Raw genomic sequence first — 20,483 nt, forward strand, 5'->3', positions numbered from 1 at the left:
TTACCATATTTTTATCTTTTTAGTCTAGCTTTTATTTTTTTTGTATTTTTTCTGAATACAATTAGCTTTTTTCACAAAGAATCTATAAAAAAATGACTATTGGCTTGTTATTTAAAGGGTGTTTAATCACTTCTACCTCTATTTGGAATATCTCCTTTATTTTTTCAGATACAACTACCTCTTCTGGTGTTCCTTCGTATTTTATTTCACCATTTTTTATGGCAAAAATATAATCACAGTAACGACTTGCTATATTTATATCATGAATTACTGCAACAACTGTTTTATCTAGGCTTTTCACTAAATCCATAATTTGGTATTGATATCTTACATCTAAGTGATTTGTTGGTTCATCTAATAATAACACTTGACTCTCTTGTGCTATAGATCTAGCTATTAAAACTCTCTGCATCTCCCCACCAGAAAGAGTTAAAAAACTAGAATCTTTTAAATGTTTCATTCCAACCTTATCTAAAGCTTCATCAATATCTTTTTCGTAATCTTTTTTTGAAAATAAAGAACTCTTGTTATATTTTCCCATTTCAACTATCTCTTTAACCGTAAAATCAAAAATAATCTTTTGATTTTGACTTAAAACAGATATTTTTTTAGATAACTCTTTTACAGAGTAATCATTTAATTCTATTCCATCTACATAAATACTATTCTTTTTAGGAATATAATTTCTATATATATTTTTTAAAAGTGTACTTTTACCACAACCATTTTCACCAATTATTCCAATAAACTTTTTCTCTTTTATATTTAATTTAATATTTTTTAAAATATCTCTTTTCTCTATTTTAAAATCTAAATCATCTATTTTTATCACAATTATCCTCCAAAATTATAGCTATTTTTTCTTAACATACTCATAAAAAATGGGGCACCTAGCATAGATGTTACAACCCCTATTGGAATCTCTTGTGTTTTAAACATAACTCTCGTTAAAGTATCTGTTCCTAATAAAAATAAAGCTCCTAAAAGTATTGCACATGGAATTAATCTTTTATGATTACTTCCAACTAATCCTCTACATATATGAGGAATTACCAATCCTACAAATCCAATTACTCCTGTTGCAGAAACTATAAATCCAGTTAAAAAAGTAGATATAATTACAATAAAAAATCTCAGTTTTTTTACATCGACACCTAAGGTTTCTGCTAATTCATCTCCTGCAATTAAAATATTTAACTCTCTATATTTAAATATAACTAAAATTGCCGATATCAATAATACTAAAAATAGTGTCATTAAACTTTCCCATCTAGCACCTGCTAAACTTCCAGAAATCCAAAACATAGCTCCCCTTAATTGAGATTCATTTTTAGCAGTTGTTACTAAAAATGTTGTAATTCCAGAAAATAAAGAGGATACAGCCACACCTATTAAAACTAATTTAGTACTCGAATATCCTCCATTTCCAGCTAAATAGAAAACTAAAAAAGCTGTGAAGGTCCCAAAAACAAAAGCTCCAACACCTGGTGAAAAGGATATTCCTAAAATACTTCCCAATACAATGGAGATTACTGCACCTGTACTAGCTCCTGAAGATATTCCTAAAATATATGGACTTGCTAAAGAGTTTTTTGTTAATGCTTGCATTAAAATTCCAACTAAAGATAATCCTGCACCACCTAACAAAGCTAAAATAACCCTTGGGACTCTTAAGTTCCAAACAATCATCTCTGTTGATTTTTTCCATTCAATAGAAAAAATCTCTTTATTTGAGAGTTTATTTACCAATATTTTCCAAACATGAATTGGAGATAGAGAAACACTTCCAATTGTTACTGCTACTGTTCCTAAAATTATAATTAAAATAAGAGATATTATAATTATATTTCTATCTTTTACTTTCACTTTTTTTCCTCTCTTAATCCACTTGAAATTATCTCAATACCTTTACCAACCTTAACTCCTGCCGATATATAACTTAATGGAACTCTTATAAATCTATTGTTTTTAACAGCTTCTAATTGAGATATTGGAGAGTTATTTTTTAAATATTCTATTTTATTCTTATAGCTTATATTTCCATAATCTATAACTATAATAACTTCTGGATTTTCATCCAATACTTTTTCCCATGTTCCAAGTCCAAATGAGAAATTTGTATCTTTAAAAATATTTTCTCCTCCAGCTATTTCAATCATAGTATTTCCAATTCCACTTCCTCCAACTACAAATGGTGCTGATTCTTGGCTATCATATGCAAAAACCTTGATACTTTTTTTGTTTTTATTATTTTCTGTAACTTTAATAATATCTTTTTTCATATTTTCAACAACATTTTTAGCATTATCTTTTAAATCAAAAATATCTCCAAACATCAATATATCGTCATATATATCCTCAATTTTAGATGTATCTTGAGATTTTGTAAACACAACTTTTACACCATTTTCTTTTAGTTCCTCTACTGTTCCTAAATTTTTAGGAGTTGCTATAGATTTCCATCCTGTTAAAAGGTTAGGATTTAAAGCATAAAATTGCTCTTTAGTTGGAGCTCCTTTTGATAAAACTGGTATCTTATCATATTTCTCCTTTAATTCTGGAAGTATTTCATCATCTAAATAGGCTGTTCCTAAAATCTGATTTTCTGCTCCTATAGCTAATAAAATTTCTGTTGTAAACTGTGATGTTGAAACTGCCCTTACATTCTCTTTAGAAAAACTTAAAGTAGTTATCAGTAAAAATAGTAACAATATTTTCTTCATAATTTCTCCTTTTAATAAAAAGCGGAAGAGTTAAACTCTTCCAATTAATGAGAAGCTTTTCTTCCTTTAGCATACTCAGCTTTTTTTACTAGTATATCCTCTGGTTGAGAATTCTCTAATTTTTTAGCTCTCTCTATAAAAATATTTTGAATAGATTCAATTTCACCTAAACCTCTTAAATTTACCTCTACTTCAAATCCATTCTCTTCCAATGATTCTTTCCAATCTTCAGCTATATCATTTTTAGCATGATCTCCAGCTACAAACATAAGAGGCATTAACGTAACTTTTCTTTTATTATCTCTTTTTAACTCTCTTACTACATTATCTAGCCCTGGATATCCTTCTACCGTTCCTATGTATATCGGTTTTTCTAAGTCTTTTGTAACATAAGCTAACATTGGATAAGCTGACAATGCAGGATGCTCTGTGCCATGCCCTATCATCACAACTCCTTCATCCTCTTTTAAAACTCCAACTTCTTTTTCTATTACTTCAATTAACTTAAAATAATCATCTACTTCTGTTAATAATGGAGTTCCAACTCTTATATCTTCAAATTTATCAGAAAACATATCCACTTCTCTTTTTAAAGCTTCCATTTCAGTTCCATTTATTATATATGTTGGTTGAATAATTACATGTTGATATCCTTGCTCTACTAGTTTTTCTAAAATTTGAGTGGTATTTAAATTTTCAATACCTCTTTTTGAAAGTATTCTATTTATAATTCTTGATGTATAAACCTGAAAAAAATCTAATTTATCAAACTCATTTTTTAATTTTTTATTTATTATATCTATTGTTTTTTCTCTTGTGTCTTCATGTGTCGTTCCAAAATGTGCTGCTACAATCGCGCCCTTTTCCATAGTTTTGTAAAAGTTCATCATTAATCTCCCTGTATTATTTTTCTTTATTTTTATTTTAAATTAAAATTTCTCACCAATAAAAAAAACCTCCCTTTTGAAAATACTAAAAGAGAAGTGTAAAAACCTTTACCTTCTCTGTCCTCGCAGAATTCTAAATAATGGCAGGTCTCCTGACTTAGATTCATCCTACTCACAGCCCTTCCCAAGGTTTATATCCTCAGTGGTATTACTGTTTTCATCCTCTATACAGTGGCGGGACCGTTTGAGATTTTCACTCAATTCCCTTTTAATCAAGTTGAACCATTACATTTTTATCTAATTAATATTAACACTTTATCGTACAAATTTCAATCAAATTATCTAAAATTTATAACATTATCATCTATTATTTATATTATTTATATCATGAAGTATTGACTTTTAGGTATAAAAAAAGTTACTATTAATTTAGAAATAAATGTATTTTAAGGAGAACTTTTTATGAAAAAAACATCTTTTGGAACTCTTATTTACTATTTAAAAAAGGAAAATAAGCTTCTTCTTCTATTTTTAGGTGTGAGATTAGCTATGACTGCTATTGATGTTTACTCACCACTTTTAATTAAAAATTTAATAGATGATGCTCTTCCATCTAAAAATATTGATTTATTGTTAAAATTTTCTATTATACTAATTATTCTTTATATTTTGCGTCTATTTTTTGCCGTTAATTCTCAAGCAAACGGAAAATTAATGGGAAGTAAAATAAAACAAAGTATGAGAAATGATCTATTAAAAAAACTTTTAAATCAACCTAGTGAGTTTTTTAAAAAAAATCAAAGTGGTGATTTAATTTCTAGAGTTATTAATGACTTAGATAGTGTTTCCACTCTTTGTCATAGAGGATTAGAGGATTTTATATTTTCAGTTATAACTATTATTGCTTCTATCTTTATAATGATAGATTTTGATTTAAAACTTTCACTAATTACTTTATTTCCTTTACCACTAACATTAATCTTTGTTTATAAGGAAAATAAAAAAATGAAAGCTGGTCATAGAAGTGTTCGAAAAAATTCAGGTTTATTATCTGCTAATCTTCATGATATTTTGAGAACTATCTCCTTTTTAAAAGATAACTATTTAGAAGGTTATGCTCAAAAAAGATTTCTTGAAAAAAATGATACTCTTTTAGAAAGTGAAAAGAAGAATATGATTCCATCTAGCTTAATTGTTTCAGGAGTAACTTTTTACTCTAATATAACTCAACTTATAATTATTCTTGCTGGAGGTTATTTATACATAAAAGATGGAGTTACAATGGGAATTATCTTATCTTTTTTGCTTTTAGTTGATCGTTTTAGACTTAGAATTATGAGAATGGTTGGACTTGTTGATATCTATCAAAAAGGAATATCTGGAGTTAATAGATTTACTGAAATTATAAATCTTAACAATAGAATGGATGGAGATATACCACTAATAGAACCTATCACTTCAATTGAATTTAAAAATATAGGCTTTTCTTATGATGAGAAATCTATTTTACAAAACTTTAATTTAAAAATAGAAAAAGGAGAAAAAATAGCTCTAGTTGGTGAAAGTGGAATTGGTAAAAGTACTACTGCTTCTCTTTTAAAAAGAGCTTTACTTCCTACAAATGGGGAAATTTTAATTAATAATATTCCATTAAATAAAATAACTTTTAAAACATATTTAGAACGACTTGGAATCGTAGATCAAAGTGATTATATTATAAATGGAAGTTTAATTGATAATATCACTCTTGTAAAAGAAAATTGTACTGAAGAGGAATTAAACTTTGCAATTGAAAAATCATATGTTTATGAAATTTTTGACAAATTTCCTCAAGAGGAAAATACTATAATTGGTGAAGGTGGAGTACATGTAAGCTCTGGACAAAGACAAAAAATTGCTATGGCTAGGTTATTCTTAAAAAATCCTGATTTGATTCTTTTAGATGAAGCAACTAATGCCTTAGATATTATCAATGAAAAATCTATTTTAAAAAATATAAAAGAGGAATATAATGATAGAATTGTTATCGCAATAACTCATAGACTTAGTATCCTTGAAGATTTTGATAAAATCTATGTCTTGGGAGATGATAATATTGTTGAATCTGGTTCATTTAAAGAACTTTTAAAATTAGAAGGTAAATTCTATAGGTTATATCATGGAATTAGATAAAGTAAAAGCCACCTTGAAGGTGGCTTTTTTTATTATTACTCAATCTCAGAAGAGTTTGCTTCATTTCCTGCTTCTGCATCTTGATAAACTTCATGATTTAAGTTTCCTAAACTCTTATCAACCATTAATGCGTTTGTAACTGATCCAATTACGTTTAACATTGTTCTTGGCATATCGATAATAGGATCGATTGCTAAGATTGGGTTAATTAGAGGGAACATAGCTGCTAATCCAGTTCCTGATAAAGCAACTGAAGCTGCCATTGTTGCTGTTCCTGGAATTCCTGCAATTCCTAATGAACTAATTGCCACAACAATTATAGACATTACTATTAATGTTGCATCAATTGGATGTCCGCTCATATTTGTAACAAATACAATTGTTAATGCTGGGAATATTCCTGCACAACCTTGCATTCCTGCTGTTGTACCAAAACTTGCAACAAAACTTGCTGTTGATTCACTAACACCTAGTTTATTAGTTAATGTTGAAATTGTTACTGGTAAACATCCAACACTTGATCTAGACGTAAATGCTAAAATCATTAAAGAGATACTTTTCTTTACATATGTAAATGGATTTAATCCAAAGAATGATACTGCTATCATCTGTATTACAAACATAACTGCTGTTGCTAAGTATAAAACTGCTATGAATTTTCCTACTTCTGCTATTGCTCCAATACCTTTTTGTGCAATTGTGTTTGCTAATAATGGTACTACTGCTAAAGGCATCCATCTAATAATACTCATTGCCATTGATACTATAATTTTTTGAGAAGCATTTATTAAATCAAAGAATGGCTTTACAGTATCCATATATTTCTTTGACATTCTCTTTGCTGCTACTCCAACAACTGCTGAGAATATAACTAATCCAACAATATTTAACTTAACCATTGCTTCAACTGGGTTTGAAGGAATAAGAGCTTTCAATGTATCAACAATATTGCTAACCTCTCTGATTTTTCTTCCACCCTCTGTTGCTACAGCTTGTACTGCATCAGTTGAAACTTTTCCAACTTCAAATAAATTTCCTAAAAGTAATCCAACACCTACAGAAATTGCAACCATTACTAAAGTAATAATTAAACTTTTCTTTACTAAATCTCCTAAATTCGCATCCTCTTTCATGTTAATAATAACATGTATGATTGATACCATAACTAATGGAATAACTAACATTCTAATTAAAGATATAAATCCTCCACCAAGTAAGCTATACCATAGTGTTGTCTCTTTTACAAATGTTAAATTCATTGGATTCTCTGGGAATCCAGCTACAAATTGAATTGCTAATCCTAAAATTAAACCAACAACTGTTGCAACCATAACTTTTGCTGAAAAGTTAAATTTTTTCTTTGGTAACATATTTATTAGAAATAAAATTACTAATAATGCTACTAAGAAACCAACAGTTTTCAAATCACTAATCATTAAAAATTGTTCAAAAAATACATTGTTCATTGTTTTTTTTTCTCCCGTTTCTATATTTTAATTTTTATTGAAGCCTATTTTATTTTGCTACATTACCAGCTACGTTCATTACATCCCAAGTTCTAGCAAATGGTGGAGCATAACAGAAATCCATCATTCCAATCTCATCCACTGTTAACTTAGCATAAATCGCTGTTGCTAAAGAGTCTACTCTTAAAACTGCGCCTTTTTTACCTGCAATTTGTCCTCCTAAAAGAACTCTTGTATCTGCATCATAAATTAACTTTACAAATATGTCCTCTCTACCTGGATAATAGTTTGTTTGATTTTTATCTTTTATAAATACAGTTTTATAGTTTATTCCCATTTTTATTGCTTCAGATTCTGTTATTCCAGTTCTTCCAGCCTCTACATCCATAACTTTTACTGCTGCTGATCCTAAAGTTCCTTGAAACTCAGTTTCTACTCCTGCTAAGTTTTCTCCAACTATTCTACCAATTTTATTAGCAGTTGTTGCAAGAGGAATATACACATTTTCTTTTCTTACTAAATGAGGAACTGTTGCACAATCTCCTGCTGAGTAGATTGAATCAATACTTGTTCTTCCATGGTTATCTATTACTAAAGCTCCATTTCCTAACATTTCAATTCCTGTTTCTTTTAAGAAAGCTGTATTTGGTCTTACTCCTGTTGATACAACAACTATATCAGCTGGGTATTCCCCTTTGTTAGTCTTTACTTTTACAACTTTTCCATTTTCCTCTACAATCTCTTGTACAATCTCTTCTAAGTGCAGTCCTACACCTTCGTGAGTTCTTATTTCCTCTTCCATAACATCAGTTATCTCTTTATCAAAACTTTCTAAAAGAACTCTATCACCTAATTGAATTATTCTAACACTTCTTTTTCCTAAATGTTTAGCTGCCTCTGCTACTTCAAGTCCAATATATCCAGCTCCAACTATAACGATATCTTGGTTCTCATCTTTTAGCATTTCTTCTTTTAAGATTATTCCATCTGTATAATCTTTTAAAGTATACACACCTTTAGTAGATAAATTTTTAATTGGTGGCATTATTGCATGAGCTCCTGTAGCTACCATTAATTTATCATAATTGTCTATAAAAGTTTCACCTGTTACTAAATTTTTAACAGTTACCTCTTTTTTATCTACATCAATTGCTATAACTTCGTGCTTTATTTTTATGTTCATTCCAGCTTCTATAAATTTCTCTACTGGTCTTGCTATCATATTATTTGGACTTTCAAAAAAGTTTCCAACATAGTATGGAAGCCCACAAGCTCCCCATGAAACAACCTCAGTTTTTTCATAAATTACTAACTCTGCTTCTTTGTTAAGTCTACTTGCTTTTGCTGCTGCTGACATTCCAGCGGCAACTCCACCGATAATTATTATTTTCATTTTTCCTCCTAAAACCATATATTAAAACTAGTTATTTAACATTATTTCTAAAACAACTTCATCTGTCTGTCTTAATCCTTCATGAGCTAAAACCTTTACATTGGCTAAAGTTGCTTCAACATCTTTACCAACTATTCCTTCTCCATATTCAAAGTTCTTTTTCTTTTTAGATAAATAGTATGAATCAAATGCCATTCCAATTGAACTCGCTATTTTTGTTGCACAAGAACTCTTTGCTCCATCACATAGCATTCCTGATAATGTTGCTAAAGTTGTTTCAATTGCTGCATCTATTCTGTCTAAAGGCATTCCATCTAAAAAGGCTAAAGCTCCTGCTACTCCTCCACCAGCACAAACAACTCCACAATATGCTGATAATCTTCCAACGTTTGATTTTATATGTATTGTTGTTAAATGCGAAAAGAATAGTCCTCTTATTAATTGCTCATGTGTTAATCCTTTTTCTTCACAGTACTTTATAACTGGTAAAGATGCAGACATACCTTGATTTCCACTTCCACTTGTTGTCATTACTGGCATAGAACACCCGTTCATTCTTGCATCACTTCCAGCACTTGCAAAACTTACAATTTTGTTTTTTAAATCTTTACCGTAAACTCCCTCTTGCATACCTTCATATAAACTTTTACCCATACTTATTCCATAATCATTTTTTAAACCTTCGTTTGCTATAGCTGAGTTATAAGCTATAACCTTTTCAAAAATTGGAGCAATTAAGGCTAAGTCTATAGTTTTAGCTAAATCATGGATTAACTCAACAGTTAAAAAACTTTTATCTGTCATCATATCTCCAGTAACAACTTCGTCACAAGATGCACCTTTTATTATTTCACCATTTTTTTCTATTTTAACAATATTTGTATGATAATCTTTAATCTCTATTGTAACTGTATCTTGTCCTAAAACTCCTGTAGCTCTCATATGAAGCTTTACATCCCCTTCTATTTTAGTAGCTACAACTTTTTTATTATCTAAATACTCTTTAACTTCATTTAATCTTGATTTATCAACGCTTGATATAACCATTAACTCTTTTTTAGAATCTCCTAAAATTGTTCCAAGAGCTACAGCTGCCTCTATTCCTACCATTCCTTCTGAGTTTGGTATTTTTACACTTTTAACATTTTTTATTAAATTTCCTGATAAAGCGATATCAACCTTCTCTGGAACTCCACCTAATATTGATGTTAATTTACTTCCTATATATGCTAAAGCTATCGGTTCTGTACACCCCTCTGCTGGAACTATCTCTTCATTTAAAATACTTAAAATTTTATCTATCATAACTCTCAATTCCTCCTTTAAATACCTAATTATTTTATAATATACAAGTATATAATAAGCAATTTTCATTCCAATAGATATTTTTATTAAATTTATGTAATTTTTTATTTTTTTTTGTATTATTTTCTGTAAACTTTAAATATAGTTTAACAATATTTATATAAATTTAATTTTTATTTTTTTCATTTTGAAAATTTTTTCATTTTGAAAATAGTTTTTTTCATTTTGAAAATTCTAAATATTATATTTCTGTATTTTTCTATATAAAGTTGTCAATCCTATTCCCATTTTATCTGCAATTTTTTTCTTTCCTTCTGTATCTCTTCCAAAAATTTTGAGTGCTTTTTCAATGTAACTTTTTTCCACAACTTGAAAATCTTCCATATAAGATACATCTTTTGATTCTTTTTTCTCTACAACTATTTCATTATTTATTCTTCTATTTTCTAATAGCTTTTCAGGAACTGTGGATAAACTTAAAATATCACTATTATCTGAAAGATTAAACATAAACTCTACTACATTTTCTAATTCTCTTATATTTCCTGGCCAAGAATAATTTAAAAATAACTTTTCTACTTCTATATCAATAAAGCTTATGTATTTTTCAGTTATTCTATTATATTTTTTTATGAGATTTTTTGTTATTGGTAAAATATCCTCTCTTCTGTCCCTTAAAGGTGCTATTTCAAAAGGAATAACTTTCAATCGATAATAAAGATCTTCTCTAAATTCTTTTTCAAGAATTTTTTTCTCTAAATCTACATTTGTTGCTGCAATAATTCTAATGTCTAACTCTATATCTCTATTTGAACCTACTCTTGTTACTTTTCTCTCTTGAAGTACTCTTAATATTTTAGCTTGCAAATATAAAGGCATATCTCCAATTTCATCTAAAAATATAACTCCTCCATTTGCTAACTCAAACTTTCCCATACGCCCATTTTTGTCAGCACCTGTAAAAGCTCCTCTCACATATCCAAATAGTTCACTTTCTAAAAGAGACTCAGGAATTGCTGCGCAGTTTATAACAACAAAGGGGGCATTTCTTCTTGAACTATGATAGTGTAAAGCTCTCGCTACTAGCTCTTTTCCTGTTCCACTTTCTCCTGTTATCAACACCGTTGACTTTGAAGGTGCAACATGTTTTATTCTTTCTCTCAATAGTTTAGTAAACTCTGAATCACCTATTATATTTTCTAATGAAACACTATTTGATGTTTCAACTAGGCCTCTAATTCCATCATTTACCTTATTCATATCATCAAAAATAAAAATTTTTTCATTTTTTCCAAAAGCTTCAAAAGGTAATATTTTTCCAAGAACTGTTAACTCTTTTTCTTGAACTTTCAATTTATATATCTCTTCTTCCATAAGAAAATCATTTTGTGAGCTTAATTGTATTTTTTTCCCAAGAATTCTACTATCTGATTCTATCTTTTTCAAAGCAAAATTATTAATACTTGTTATTATCCCCTCACTATTAAATCTCAAAACACCTTTTTGAATTGTATTCAATATTGTTGTAAGAACATTTTCTCTTTCTGTTTTTTCTAAACTTTCATTGTACTCAATAAATCTTATACTTATCAGTTCAGCCATTTGTTCAACAAAATCTAAATAATTTTTTAAATTTTCTAAAACTCTTTTCTTTTGATTTTCATCAAAAGAAACTAAACTTATTAAACCGATTAATTTTCCTTCATACATTATTGGAGTTGATATTTCTAATACTTCTAAACAACAATCTTTTTCTGAACAACCACTACAAATCTCATCCTCTCTAGGATTTAAAATAACTGTTGTTTCTTTGGTTTCTAATGTTTTTTTATTAGCTCTTCCTCTTATTTTTTCACCTATTTTTTGAGGTCCACTTCCTGTTATTCTTATAAGATTTTTATCACAAATCCCAACATCCATTGCAAATAGTTTCGATATTGTTTTTGCATATTTTTTTAACTCATCTTTTATTACTAATAAATCAGTTTTCATTATACTCCCTTTAATTTATACCATTTTTATATATGTATATTATCAAAAATAATCGTAACAGTCAATTTTAAAAAAATAATTCTTGACTTTTTTACTAAAAAAAATTAATATTAATTATAGCATATGCCAATAACTAAAAAAAGAGGTGTTTTTATGAAAATTGCAGTTGTTTCTGAAAATAACAAAATTAGTCAACATTTTGGAAGAGCAGAAGGTTTTTTTGTTTATGATGGTACAAATAAAGAATACCATAAAAGTAATGGACACGGAGCTATTCCTGGACAATTAAAGGAATTAGGCGTTGAATTTGTAGCTTGTGGTGGAATTGGTGAAGGAGCTTTAAATAACTTAAAATCTCTTGATATTAAAGTTTTTTCTGGCCTAGAAGGATTTTGTGACGATATAGCTGATGGATTCTTTAAACATATACTAGTTAACGGAGAAGCAGTATGTAATAGTCATGAGCATCACCATGAACATCATCATGGACATGGACACTCTTGTAATTGTAAGTGCGGAAAATAAATATGGCTAGACCTACTAAAGTTAGAAGTGTAGAATTTATTCCAAATGAAACAAAGTTTATCCCTGAGGGAAGTAAAAATTGTAATATTCATTTTAATAATATAAAAATTGAAGAATTAGAAGCAATCAGACTTAAAGATTTAGAAAATTTATCTCAAGAAGAGTGTGCTGAAAAAATGGGAGTTTCAAGACAAACTTTTCAAAATATACTTAATTCAGCAAGAGTTAAAATAACCGAAGCTCTTATTATGGGATATGGAATTCAATTAAAGGGAGGAGATTTTAAAACTCCTCATTGTCAATTTATATGTAACTCTTGTGGTCAAACTTTTATTCCCACATTAAAAAAAGATTTAGATTTTTGTCCTAATTGTAATTCAGAAGATATATTTTGTACAAAAAAGAAAGTTAAATGTAGAAAAGTTTGCAAATTAGATATAAAATAAAAAAGTGAGTTTGAAAACTCACTTTTTTATTTTATTCTAAAAAGCTGGAACTACTCCACCTTTATAAGTATTTTCTATAAAAACTTTTACTTTTTCACTTTGTAAAGCTTTTACTAATTTCTGAATATCCTCTTTTTTCTCATCTCCCTCTCTTACAGCTATTAAGTTAGCATAAGGTGATTCTTTTCCTTCAATTATCAAAGCTTCTGTTAAAGGATTAAGTCCTGCTTCGATTGCATAGTTACCATTTACTACTGCTAAATCAACATCTTCTAATGCTCTTGGTATTTGAGCAGCATCTAAAGACTTAAATTTTAAATTATTTTTATTTTCTACAATATCAAACTCTGTAGCTAATAAATCTTGAGGATTCTTTAATTTTATAATACCGTTATTATGTAAAAGAATTAAAGCTCTTCCACCATTTGTTGGATCGTTTGGTATTGCTACCACTCCACCTTTTTTTAAATTCTCTATTTTATTAACTTTTTTAGAATAAACTCCTAAAGGTTCTACATGAACATTACCTGCTGATACTAATTTTAAATTTTTTTCTTTAGAAAAAGTTTCTAAATATGGTTTATGTTGGAAAAAATTAGCATCCAACTCTTTTGAATCCAATAGTAAATTTGGTGTTACATAATCTGTTAATTCTATTATTTCTAATTCTACATTTTCATTTTTTAAATCATCTTTTACTAATTGTAAAAGTTGTGCATGAGGAACTGGAGAAGCTCCAACTTTTAATTTTGCCCCAAAACTTATAACTGATCCTAATAAACCTAATACTAAAACTAATTTTTTCATAACTACCTCCCATTTTTTTTCAATCTATTTGATATTAAATTTCCAATTAATTGAACTCCTTGAACTAAAACTATAATAATTAAAACCGAATAAATCATTATATCTAACTTAAATCTATTATAACCAAATCTGATAGCTAAATCTCCAAGTCCACCACCACCAATAGCTCCAGCCATTGCAGATAAACCTATTAAATTAATAACTAATAGTGTTATTCCTTGGATTAGAGATGGTAACGATTCTGGAATCATTACTTTAGTTATTATTGTAAAATTATTAGCTCCTAAACTTTCACTTGCTTCTATTACTCCTCTATCCACTTCTAAAACACAATTTTCAACTATTCTTGCTACAAAGGGAGCTGCCGATATAGAAAGAGGAACTATTGCTGCTGTACTTCCTATTGTCGTTCCTATTATAAGTCTAGATAGTGGTAATAATAAAATCATTAAAATTATATAAGGAAATGATCTTGTTATATTTATAATTCCATTCAAAATTCTATTTATTCCCTTATTTTCAAATATATGTCCATCTGATGTAATTGCTGCTAAAATTCCACAAGGAAATCCTATTCCTAATGAAACCACAGCAGATAATAAAACCATATATATTGTCTCTATCGTCGCTTGTATTAACATATTAAATACCATCGTAAATAACCTCCACTCCTACATCTAAACTTGGAAACCAAGCTATTGCTTCATTTTGTTTATCCATATCCCCTATTAATTCAACCATTAAATGTCCTACCTGCATAGTTGATAAAAGATCAATTGCGCCACCTAAGACATTTATATCTATATTAAACTTTTTTACAGCTTTAGATAATATAGGATCTCCTGCTACTGAGCCTAAAAACATTAATTTTATAACTTTATTTCCAGATTTTTTTATGTAATCAATCTCCTCTTTTTCTTGAGGTGGAACATATGATATTAGTTCTTTTGTAATCTCTGTTTTTGGACTTAAGAATATTTCATATGTTTTTCCAGTTTCTACAACTTCACCATTTGACATAACAGCTACTCTGTCACAAATCTCTCTAATAACTTCCATTTGATGAGTTATTAAGACAACTGTTAATCCCATTTTTTTTTGAATATCTTTAATTAGTTTTAATATAGACTTTGTAGTTTTTGGATCTAAAGCGGATGTTGCTTCATCTGATAAGAGAATATCTGGATTATTAGCTAAGGCTCTAGCTATTGCAACTCTTTGTTTTTGTCCTCCAGAGAGTTGAGTCGGATAAAATTCCTCTTTATCTTCAAGTTCTACTAACTTTAAAAGTTCTTTAACTCTTACATCAATTTCTACTTTTGACCAACCATCAATTTCTAAAGGAAATGCTATATTTTCTTTAACTGTCCTAGATTTTAATAGATTAAAATGTTGAAATATCATTCCAATTTTTTTTCTTTTATTTAATAGTTCTTTTTTTGAAAGTTTTGATAAATCTACTCCTTCAATCTCTATTTTTCCTGTTGTCAATGGCTCTAACCCATTAAATAATCTTATTAAAGAGGATTTTCCAGCTCCACTTAATCCAATAATTCCAAATATTTCACTTTTCTCAATCTTTAAAGAAACATCTTTTACAGCATGAAACTCATTATTATAAATTTTATTCACTCTTTCTAAAGTAATCATTTTATCCTCCCGTATAAAAAAAACTCCCATCTTAATATTTAATTAAGATGAGAGTAAGTAAACAAGACTTCTACTTCTCCCATCTATCTGGAGTTAGCACCACACCATAATGGTAGGTTGCTGAAACGTCATCGGGCCAGTCCCTCGGTCTCTCTTGATGGTTTGCTGTATAATATCTTATTTGAAAAAAAATGTCAATATTTTTTTAAAATAAAATTTTATTTTTGTTTATAGTCATATTAATTCTCTTTTTATTCTGTCATTTATACAAGATAAAAATTCATAATGAGGAACTTTTAAATGATTTATACTTTCTTCTAAATCATGAAATATTTCAATATTATCCCCTTCTTTTACTGAATCATCAACTAAAATAAATGAACTATCCATACTAATATGAACTATTTTAAACTTTTTATTATTGATTATAGACATAATACCTTCACTTCTTTTTGAAAAGCCATCTCCATAACCTAAACGAATTTTTGCTACTTTTCTATATTTTCCTATATTTAAATTTTCTTTTTTTTCATATCCTATATATTTTAAATCATCTATATCTTTTATATCTAATATTCTACCATTTAGCTTAAAAGCTCTTTTTATACATGGATCATAGTATCCTATTTCTTGAAGTCCAAATAAAATAGTTCCACACCGTATATGAGTGCAAAATTCACCCTCTATTGAAATAACTCCAGCACTATTTTGCATATGAATAATCTCAAATCTCTCATCTCCTAACTCTTTTAACATCTGAGAAAATCTTTTTTCTATTAAAATCATATCATCATAATCTGCAGCAAAAACATGGGTACAAAGACCCTTAAATTTTAAATTTTTTTCTCTTATTAGCTCTTTTAGTTTAAAAAAGTCTTTTTCTAAAATTCCATTTCTTCCAAATCCAAAATCTAATTTTAAATGTAATTGTTGTGTTGAAACTCCTTTATCTAAAAGATTTAAAAGATCTTTAAAACTATTTATTACCATATGAATATTTTTATTATTTTTTAAAATTTCTATTTCATCTATTGTTTCTAAAATAATAATATTTATGTTTTCTATTTTTAACTTTAATATTTTTTCAGCTTCGCACTCTCTAGCTACTGCAAAATATTTACAACCATTTTCTGATAAAAATCTAACTATATTTTCTATTCCATGCCCATAAGCATTAGCTTTTACAACAGCTATTATCTCTTTATTTCTAAGTTTTTTTAAATAGTGATAGTTATGTAGAATATTTTCTTTAGAAACTTTTATTTTAAAATCTTTTAATCCCATAACACCCTCCCTATTACTTTTTTACAATAGTATACTCTAAAAACAAAAAAAGGTGAAACATTGTTTCACCTTTTTTAGAAAGTATTATCCTAATAGCTCTTCATTATATTTGTCTATTTCTGCTAATATATCCTCTGTTGTACTCATTGACATTACTCTTTCAACTAACGCCTCTGCTGAAGCTTTATCGATAGCCATTATATTTTTCTTTACTTTTGCAACTGAAATAGCTGACATTGAGAATGCATCTAATCCCATTCCAAATAATAAAGCTGTTGCTCTAGCTTCTCCTGCAAACTCTCCACACATTGATATAGAGATTCCACCTTCATGAGCTCCATCTATTGCTGCTTTAATAGCTGCTAAAACTCCTGGATTGTATGTATCATATAAGTGAGATATTCTCTCATTTCCTCTATCTACTGCTAATGTATATTGAGTTAAGTCATTCGTTCCTATTGAGAAGAAATCAACTTCTTGTGCAAACCATTTAGCTCTAAATGCTGTAGCTGGAGTTTCAATCATAATTCCTAATTGAATATCCTCATCAAATTTTATTCCTTCAGCTCTTAATTCAGCTTTACACTCTTCTAATAAAGCTTTTGATTTTCTACACTCTTCTATTGAAATTACCATAGGTAACATTATTTTAATATATCCAAATGCTGATGCTCTTAAAAGCGCTCTAAACTGTGTTTTTAAGATTTCAGGTCTATCTAGACATATTCTTAAAGCTCTCCATCCTAAGAACGGATTTTCCTCATGTGGTAGCTCCATATACGGTAATGATTTATCTCCACCTATATCCATTGTTCTAATTGTTACTGGATATGATTTTCCATTTTCATCTTTCATTGATTCAGCAACAATTTTATAAGCTTCAAATTGCTCATCCTCTGTTGGGAATCTATCATTTGCCATGAATAAAAACTCTGTTCTATAAAGACCGATTCCATTAGCACCATTTCTTAGAACTCCTGCAACATCTTTTGGAGATCCTATATTTGCCCAAGCTCCAACAGTTATTCCATCTTTCGATGTAGCTGTTTTATCTTTTAATTGCTTTAATAACTCTTTTTCTTCTAAATATTTCTCTCTTTTCTTTGAATACTTTTCTACATCCTCTTGTGTAGGTTCAATTATAACATCACCAGTTAAAGCATCAACTATTATCGAAGCTTCATTAGTTACTAATTCAGTTATATTTCCAGTTCCAACTACTGCTGGAATCTCCAAAGATCTAGCCATAATAGATGAGTGAGCTGTTTTTCCACCAATATCAGTTATAAATGCTACAACATTTTTTAAGTCTAATTGAGCAGTATCTGATGGAGTTAAGTCTCTTGCTACTACAACTGAATTTGCAGGAAGTGAAGATAAATCAACAATATCTATTCCTACTATGTTGTATAACCATCTTTTAGCTATATCTCTTAAATCTGCTGCTCTTTCTCTTAAATACTCATCTTCTAAGTTTGCTAACATATCACAATATCCGCTGATACCTTGCTCTAAAGCATTTTCTGCTGTTATTTTTTCATCTTCAATTAGCTCTGTTACTTCATCAAATAGATCTTCATCTTCTAATAATGTTATATGTCCATCAAATATTGCCGCTTTATCTTCACCTAGTTGTCTAGCTGTTTTTTCTCTAATTTTTAATAATTGCTCTTTAGTTTTTTCTCTACCTTCGATTAACTTTTCTTTTTGAATCTCGATATTTGAGCATTCGCTTTTATCTATGAAAAGCTCCTCTTCTTTATATAAAAATACTTTTCCTACTGCTACCCCTGGAGATGCGTCTATACCTTTTACAAATTTTCTCATATTTTATCTCTCCCAAAACTTTAATTTTTTGACAAAAAAAAGGACAGAGTCACCCCCATCCTTCTCACACTTTAAACTATCGTCCTATTTATTAGTCCTTTAGATTTTCAAGTAGGTGAGCTAACTTCTCAACTGCTTCGTTCTCATCTTCTCCTGCAGCATGAACTGTTATTTTTGCACCTTTTTTAATTCCTAAAGAAAGTAATTTTAGTAAAGATGTTCCTTTTACTTTTTTTCCTTCTTCATTTTCTAATTCAATTTGAGATGTAAATGTTTTTGCTAAACTTACAAATTCGTTACCAGGTCTTGTATGTAGTCCTGTTTCATTTTTAATTTCAACTGTTTTACTTACCATAATCCTACTCACCTTTCTACATTTATTGTTTATTATTATATAAAAACATAAAGTTTAAATCTATTATTCTAATATAGAATACTTAATTTTCAAAATTTTGTCAATTTTTATTTTGAATTGTTTTTTTGTCAAAAAATGTTCATTTTTAAGTCTTTAATTGTGTATTTTATGATATTTTAACTATTTTATACACTCTGATTTAACATATTTAACGTTTTGTTAAATCTACTCATTAATAACTCTCTCAATATATTTTTTTATTGTATTAAAATAGATTTTTTTTGATTTTCTTTTCATAGTAAGTAAAAAATTCACATCTATATTTTCTTCTAGAGAACAAAGTTTAATAGCTTGCTCCTCAATTTTTAATTTTTCGTACTCATCATATTCGTCAAAAACCTTTAATATATCTACAGAGATATCAGTTTCATCAATCAATTCTTTTAAACTATTTATAACCGGTTTTTTAACTGTTCTTCTCGCTTGATTTATTTTCTTTTTACTTATTAATCCTTTTTCTTTAACAATATTGTTAAATAAAGTTAAGTTTTGTTTTGAAACATCATTTTCTTGACTTAAGAGATTTTTTAGAACACCGTTTATGTATTGAACTAAAGTTGTTTTAATATTAGAATTTAAATTTTTATATATAATTTTCAAGACTTCGATTAGAATAATCTCTCCTTCTTCTATAAAAATTTTCTTTATCTTTGTGTCTGTTCTTTTATCCCATGATCTTGAAACATATATATTTTTCTTAGCTTTTTGAATATATTTTATTACTTCATCTGGATAAATAAATTCATTATTTTTTTCAGATTTTTTTACAACTTCTTTTTTTACTTCTTTTTTACTCTCTATCTTTAATTTTTCTTCTTTTTTTGGTTTTTCATCTATAATCTCAACAATTTCAGCTTCTTCTATATCATCAGAATTAAAATTAGATTTTTCTACATATCTCTCTTTCTCTTTTGAATAAGTAATCTCTTTAGTTTTATTTGACTTTGAATTTTCTATAAATGATGAAACATGACATTCACCATCTTTTTTACTATTAAATTTATAAATTATATAATATGTATCTTCACTTTTATCTTGATATGATTTGTAATACTCTACATATCCAAGCTCAACTAATACATCATATGCTTTTTCAACTCTTTTTAATACCTGTTTCATTCTGCAAAGAACATAAGTTTTTGTATCACCATTTTTATTTACTCTTTCTGTTGTTTGTTCTGTTTTTAATGGAATAATTGCAGCAATTGTTCTTAGATTTATTCTATCTTCTTGCTTTTCATATCTAATTTTACTAATGTATTTATAAATTCTTCCAGCTATAGGATCTTTTGCTAAAATTTCCATTAAAGCCTTTGAGTTATATTTTATATATCTTTTATCACTTATTTTTTTTCTTATATTTTTATTAAGAGTAACTCTATAATATATTTTTTTACCCTTTTTTAATTTTTGATAAGTTAAAAGTTTAAATTCCTCATCTTCAAATTTATATTTCCCTAATTTTGTATGATTTGAAACTATAAACTGATATTCTGTATTTTTTAAATTCTTTAAAGCTTGTTCAACTTTTGTGTAATAAGTTCTATTCATTTTATTTCCTAAAAAATGAACTATAAAGTCTGAAATTTCA

At 28.1% G+C, this 20,483-nt stretch carries 18 protein-coding genes and 2 riboswitches; of the genes, 3 read left to right on the plus strand and 15 right to left on the minus strand.

Annotated elements, in window-relative coordinates:
* Positions 1-82: 82 nt before the first annotated feature.
* Genes H5J23_RS02420 through H5J23_RS02435 form a run of 4 tightly spaced genes read right to left on the minus strand, consistent with a single transcriptional unit; the run spans position 83 to position 3,610 of the window.
* Complete coding sequence (locus H5J23_RS02420; protein ID WP_023050015.1) at positions 83-832, minus strand: ABC transporter ATP-binding protein; 750 nt, start codon at positions 830-832, stop codon at positions 83-85.
* Between the two features lie 2 nt (positions 833-834).
* Entirely contained in the window at positions 835-1,866 is a 1,032-nt protein-coding gene (locus tag H5J23_RS02425; RefSeq protein ID WP_185890867.1) for an iron ABC transporter permease, read from the minus strand.
* A complete protein-coding gene (locus H5J23_RS02430; RefSeq protein ID WP_185890868.1) occupies positions 1,863-2,723 on the minus strand; it encodes an ABC transporter substrate-binding protein in 861 nt (286 codons plus the stop codon). Before H5J23_RS02430 ends, H5J23_RS02425 begins: the two co-directional genes overlap by 4 nt.
* 44 nt (positions 2,724-2,767) lie before the next feature.
* The gene (locus H5J23_RS02435) at positions 2,768-3,610 is read right to left on the minus strand and encodes a sirohydrochlorin cobaltochelatase (RefSeq protein WP_185890870.1); all 843 of its coding nucleotides are present in this window, start codon (positions 3,608-3,610) and stop codon (positions 2,768-2,770) included.
* Between the two features lie 124 nt (positions 3,611-3,734).
* A riboswitch (cobalamin riboswitch) is annotated at positions 3,735-3,912 on the minus strand.
* Positions 3,913-4,072: 160 nt separating this feature from the next.
* On the opposite strand from H5J23_RS02435, the gene H5J23_RS02440 reads away from it, so the two are divergent.
* Positions 4,073-5,782, plus strand: a complete 1,710-nt coding sequence (locus tag H5J23_RS02440) for an ABC transporter ATP-binding protein (RefSeq protein ID WP_023050020.1) — start codon at positions 4,073-4,075, stop codon at positions 5,780-5,782.
* 35 nt (positions 5,783-5,817) lie between these two features.
* Here the strand turns inward: H5J23_RS02440 and H5J23_RS02445 are convergent, their stop codons facing one another.
* From H5J23_RS02445 to H5J23_RS02460, 4 genes are all read right to left on the minus strand, one after another.
* Positions 5,818-7,248, minus strand: coding sequence for a cation:dicarboxylate symporter family transporter (locus tag H5J23_RS02445; protein WP_023050021.1), 1,431 nt, complete (start codon positions 7,246-7,248; stop codon positions 5,818-5,820).
* Between the two features lie 49 nt (positions 7,249-7,297).
* The gene (locus tag H5J23_RS02450) at positions 7,298-8,641 is read right to left on the minus strand and encodes a CoA-disulfide reductase (protein ID WP_185890872.1); all 1,344 of its coding nucleotides are present in this window, start codon (positions 8,639-8,641) and stop codon (positions 7,298-7,300) included.
* A gap of 27 nt (positions 8,642-8,668) precedes the next feature.
* The gene (locus H5J23_RS02455; RefSeq protein WP_147524928.1) at positions 8,669-9,955 is read right to left on the minus strand and encodes a serine dehydratase subunit alpha family protein; all 1,287 of its coding nucleotides are present in this window, start codon (positions 9,953-9,955) and stop codon (positions 8,669-8,671) included.
* A 225-nt stretch (positions 9,956-10,180) separates the two neighbouring features.
* Complete coding sequence (locus tag H5J23_RS02460) at positions 10,181-11,938, minus strand: sigma 54-interacting transcriptional regulator (protein WP_185890874.1); 1,758 nt, start codon at positions 11,936-11,938, stop codon at positions 10,181-10,183.
* A 153-nt stretch (positions 11,939-12,091) separates the two neighbouring features.
* On the opposite strand from H5J23_RS02460, the gene H5J23_RS02465 reads away from it, so the two are divergent.
* Complete coding sequence (locus tag H5J23_RS02465) at positions 12,092-12,463, plus strand: NifB/NifX family molybdenum-iron cluster-binding protein (RefSeq protein WP_051364130.1); 372 nt, start codon at positions 12,092-12,094, stop codon at positions 12,461-12,463.
* A 2-nt stretch (positions 12,464-12,465) separates the two neighbouring features.
* Positions 12,466-12,909 carry a DUF134 domain-containing protein gene (locus H5J23_RS02470; protein WP_023050026.1) on the plus strand — a complete coding sequence of 148 codons (444 nt, stop codon included), beginning with the start codon at positions 12,466-12,468 and terminating at the stop codon, positions 12,907-12,909.
* A 36-nt stretch (positions 12,910-12,945) separates the two neighbouring features.
* Here the strand turns inward: H5J23_RS02470 and H5J23_RS02475 are convergent, their stop codons facing one another.
* From H5J23_RS02475 to H5J23_RS02505, 7 genes are all read right to left on the minus strand, one after another.
* The gene (locus H5J23_RS02475; RefSeq protein ID WP_023050027.1) at positions 12,946-13,716 is read right to left on the minus strand and encodes a MetQ/NlpA family ABC transporter substrate-binding protein; all 771 of its coding nucleotides are present in this window, start codon (positions 13,714-13,716) and stop codon (positions 12,946-12,948) included.
* 2 nt (positions 13,717-13,718) lie between these two features.
* Positions 13,719-14,369, minus strand: coding sequence for a methionine ABC transporter permease (locus H5J23_RS02480; protein ID WP_023050028.1), 651 nt, complete (start codon positions 14,367-14,369; stop codon positions 13,719-13,721).
* Positions 14,359-15,366 (minus strand): methionine ABC transporter ATP-binding protein, encoded by a 1,008-nt coding sequence (locus tag H5J23_RS02485; RefSeq protein ID WP_185890876.1) that lies wholly within the window; start codon positions 15,364-15,366, stop codon positions 14,359-14,361. The genes H5J23_RS02480 and H5J23_RS02485 overlap by 11 nt, the downstream gene beginning before the upstream one ends.
* A gap of 76 nt (positions 15,367-15,442) precedes the next feature.
* Positions 15,443-15,530, minus strand: a riboswitch (SAM riboswitch).
* Between the two features lie 70 nt (positions 15,531-15,600).
* On the minus strand, positions 15,601-16,650 hold the full coding sequence (locus H5J23_RS02490; RefSeq protein WP_185890878.1) for an alanine racemase: 1,050 nt from the start codon (positions 16,648-16,650) through the stop codon (positions 15,601-15,603).
* 84 nt (positions 16,651-16,734) lie between these two features.
* Complete coding sequence (gene ptsP / locus H5J23_RS02495; protein ID WP_023050031.1) at positions 16,735-18,477, minus strand: phosphoenolpyruvate--protein phosphotransferase; 1,743 nt, start codon at positions 18,475-18,477, stop codon at positions 16,735-16,737.
* A 91-nt stretch (positions 18,478-18,568) separates the two neighbouring features.
* Positions 18,569-18,832: an HPr family phosphocarrier protein gene (locus H5J23_RS02500; RefSeq protein WP_023050032.1), complete on the minus strand. Its 264-nt coding sequence runs from the start codon at positions 18,830-18,832 to the stop codon at positions 18,569-18,571.
* Positions 18,833-19,057: 225 nt separating this feature from the next.
* On the minus strand, positions 19,058-20,483 hold a 1,426-nt coding region (locus H5J23_RS02505; RefSeq protein ID WP_185890880.1), incomplete at its 5' end, for a chromosomal replication initiator DnaA.

The organism is Cetobacterium sp. 2G large (assembly GCF_014250655.1).
GTDB lineage: Bacteria > Fusobacteriota > Fusobacteriia > Fusobacteriales > Fusobacteriaceae > Cetobacterium_A > Cetobacterium_A somerae.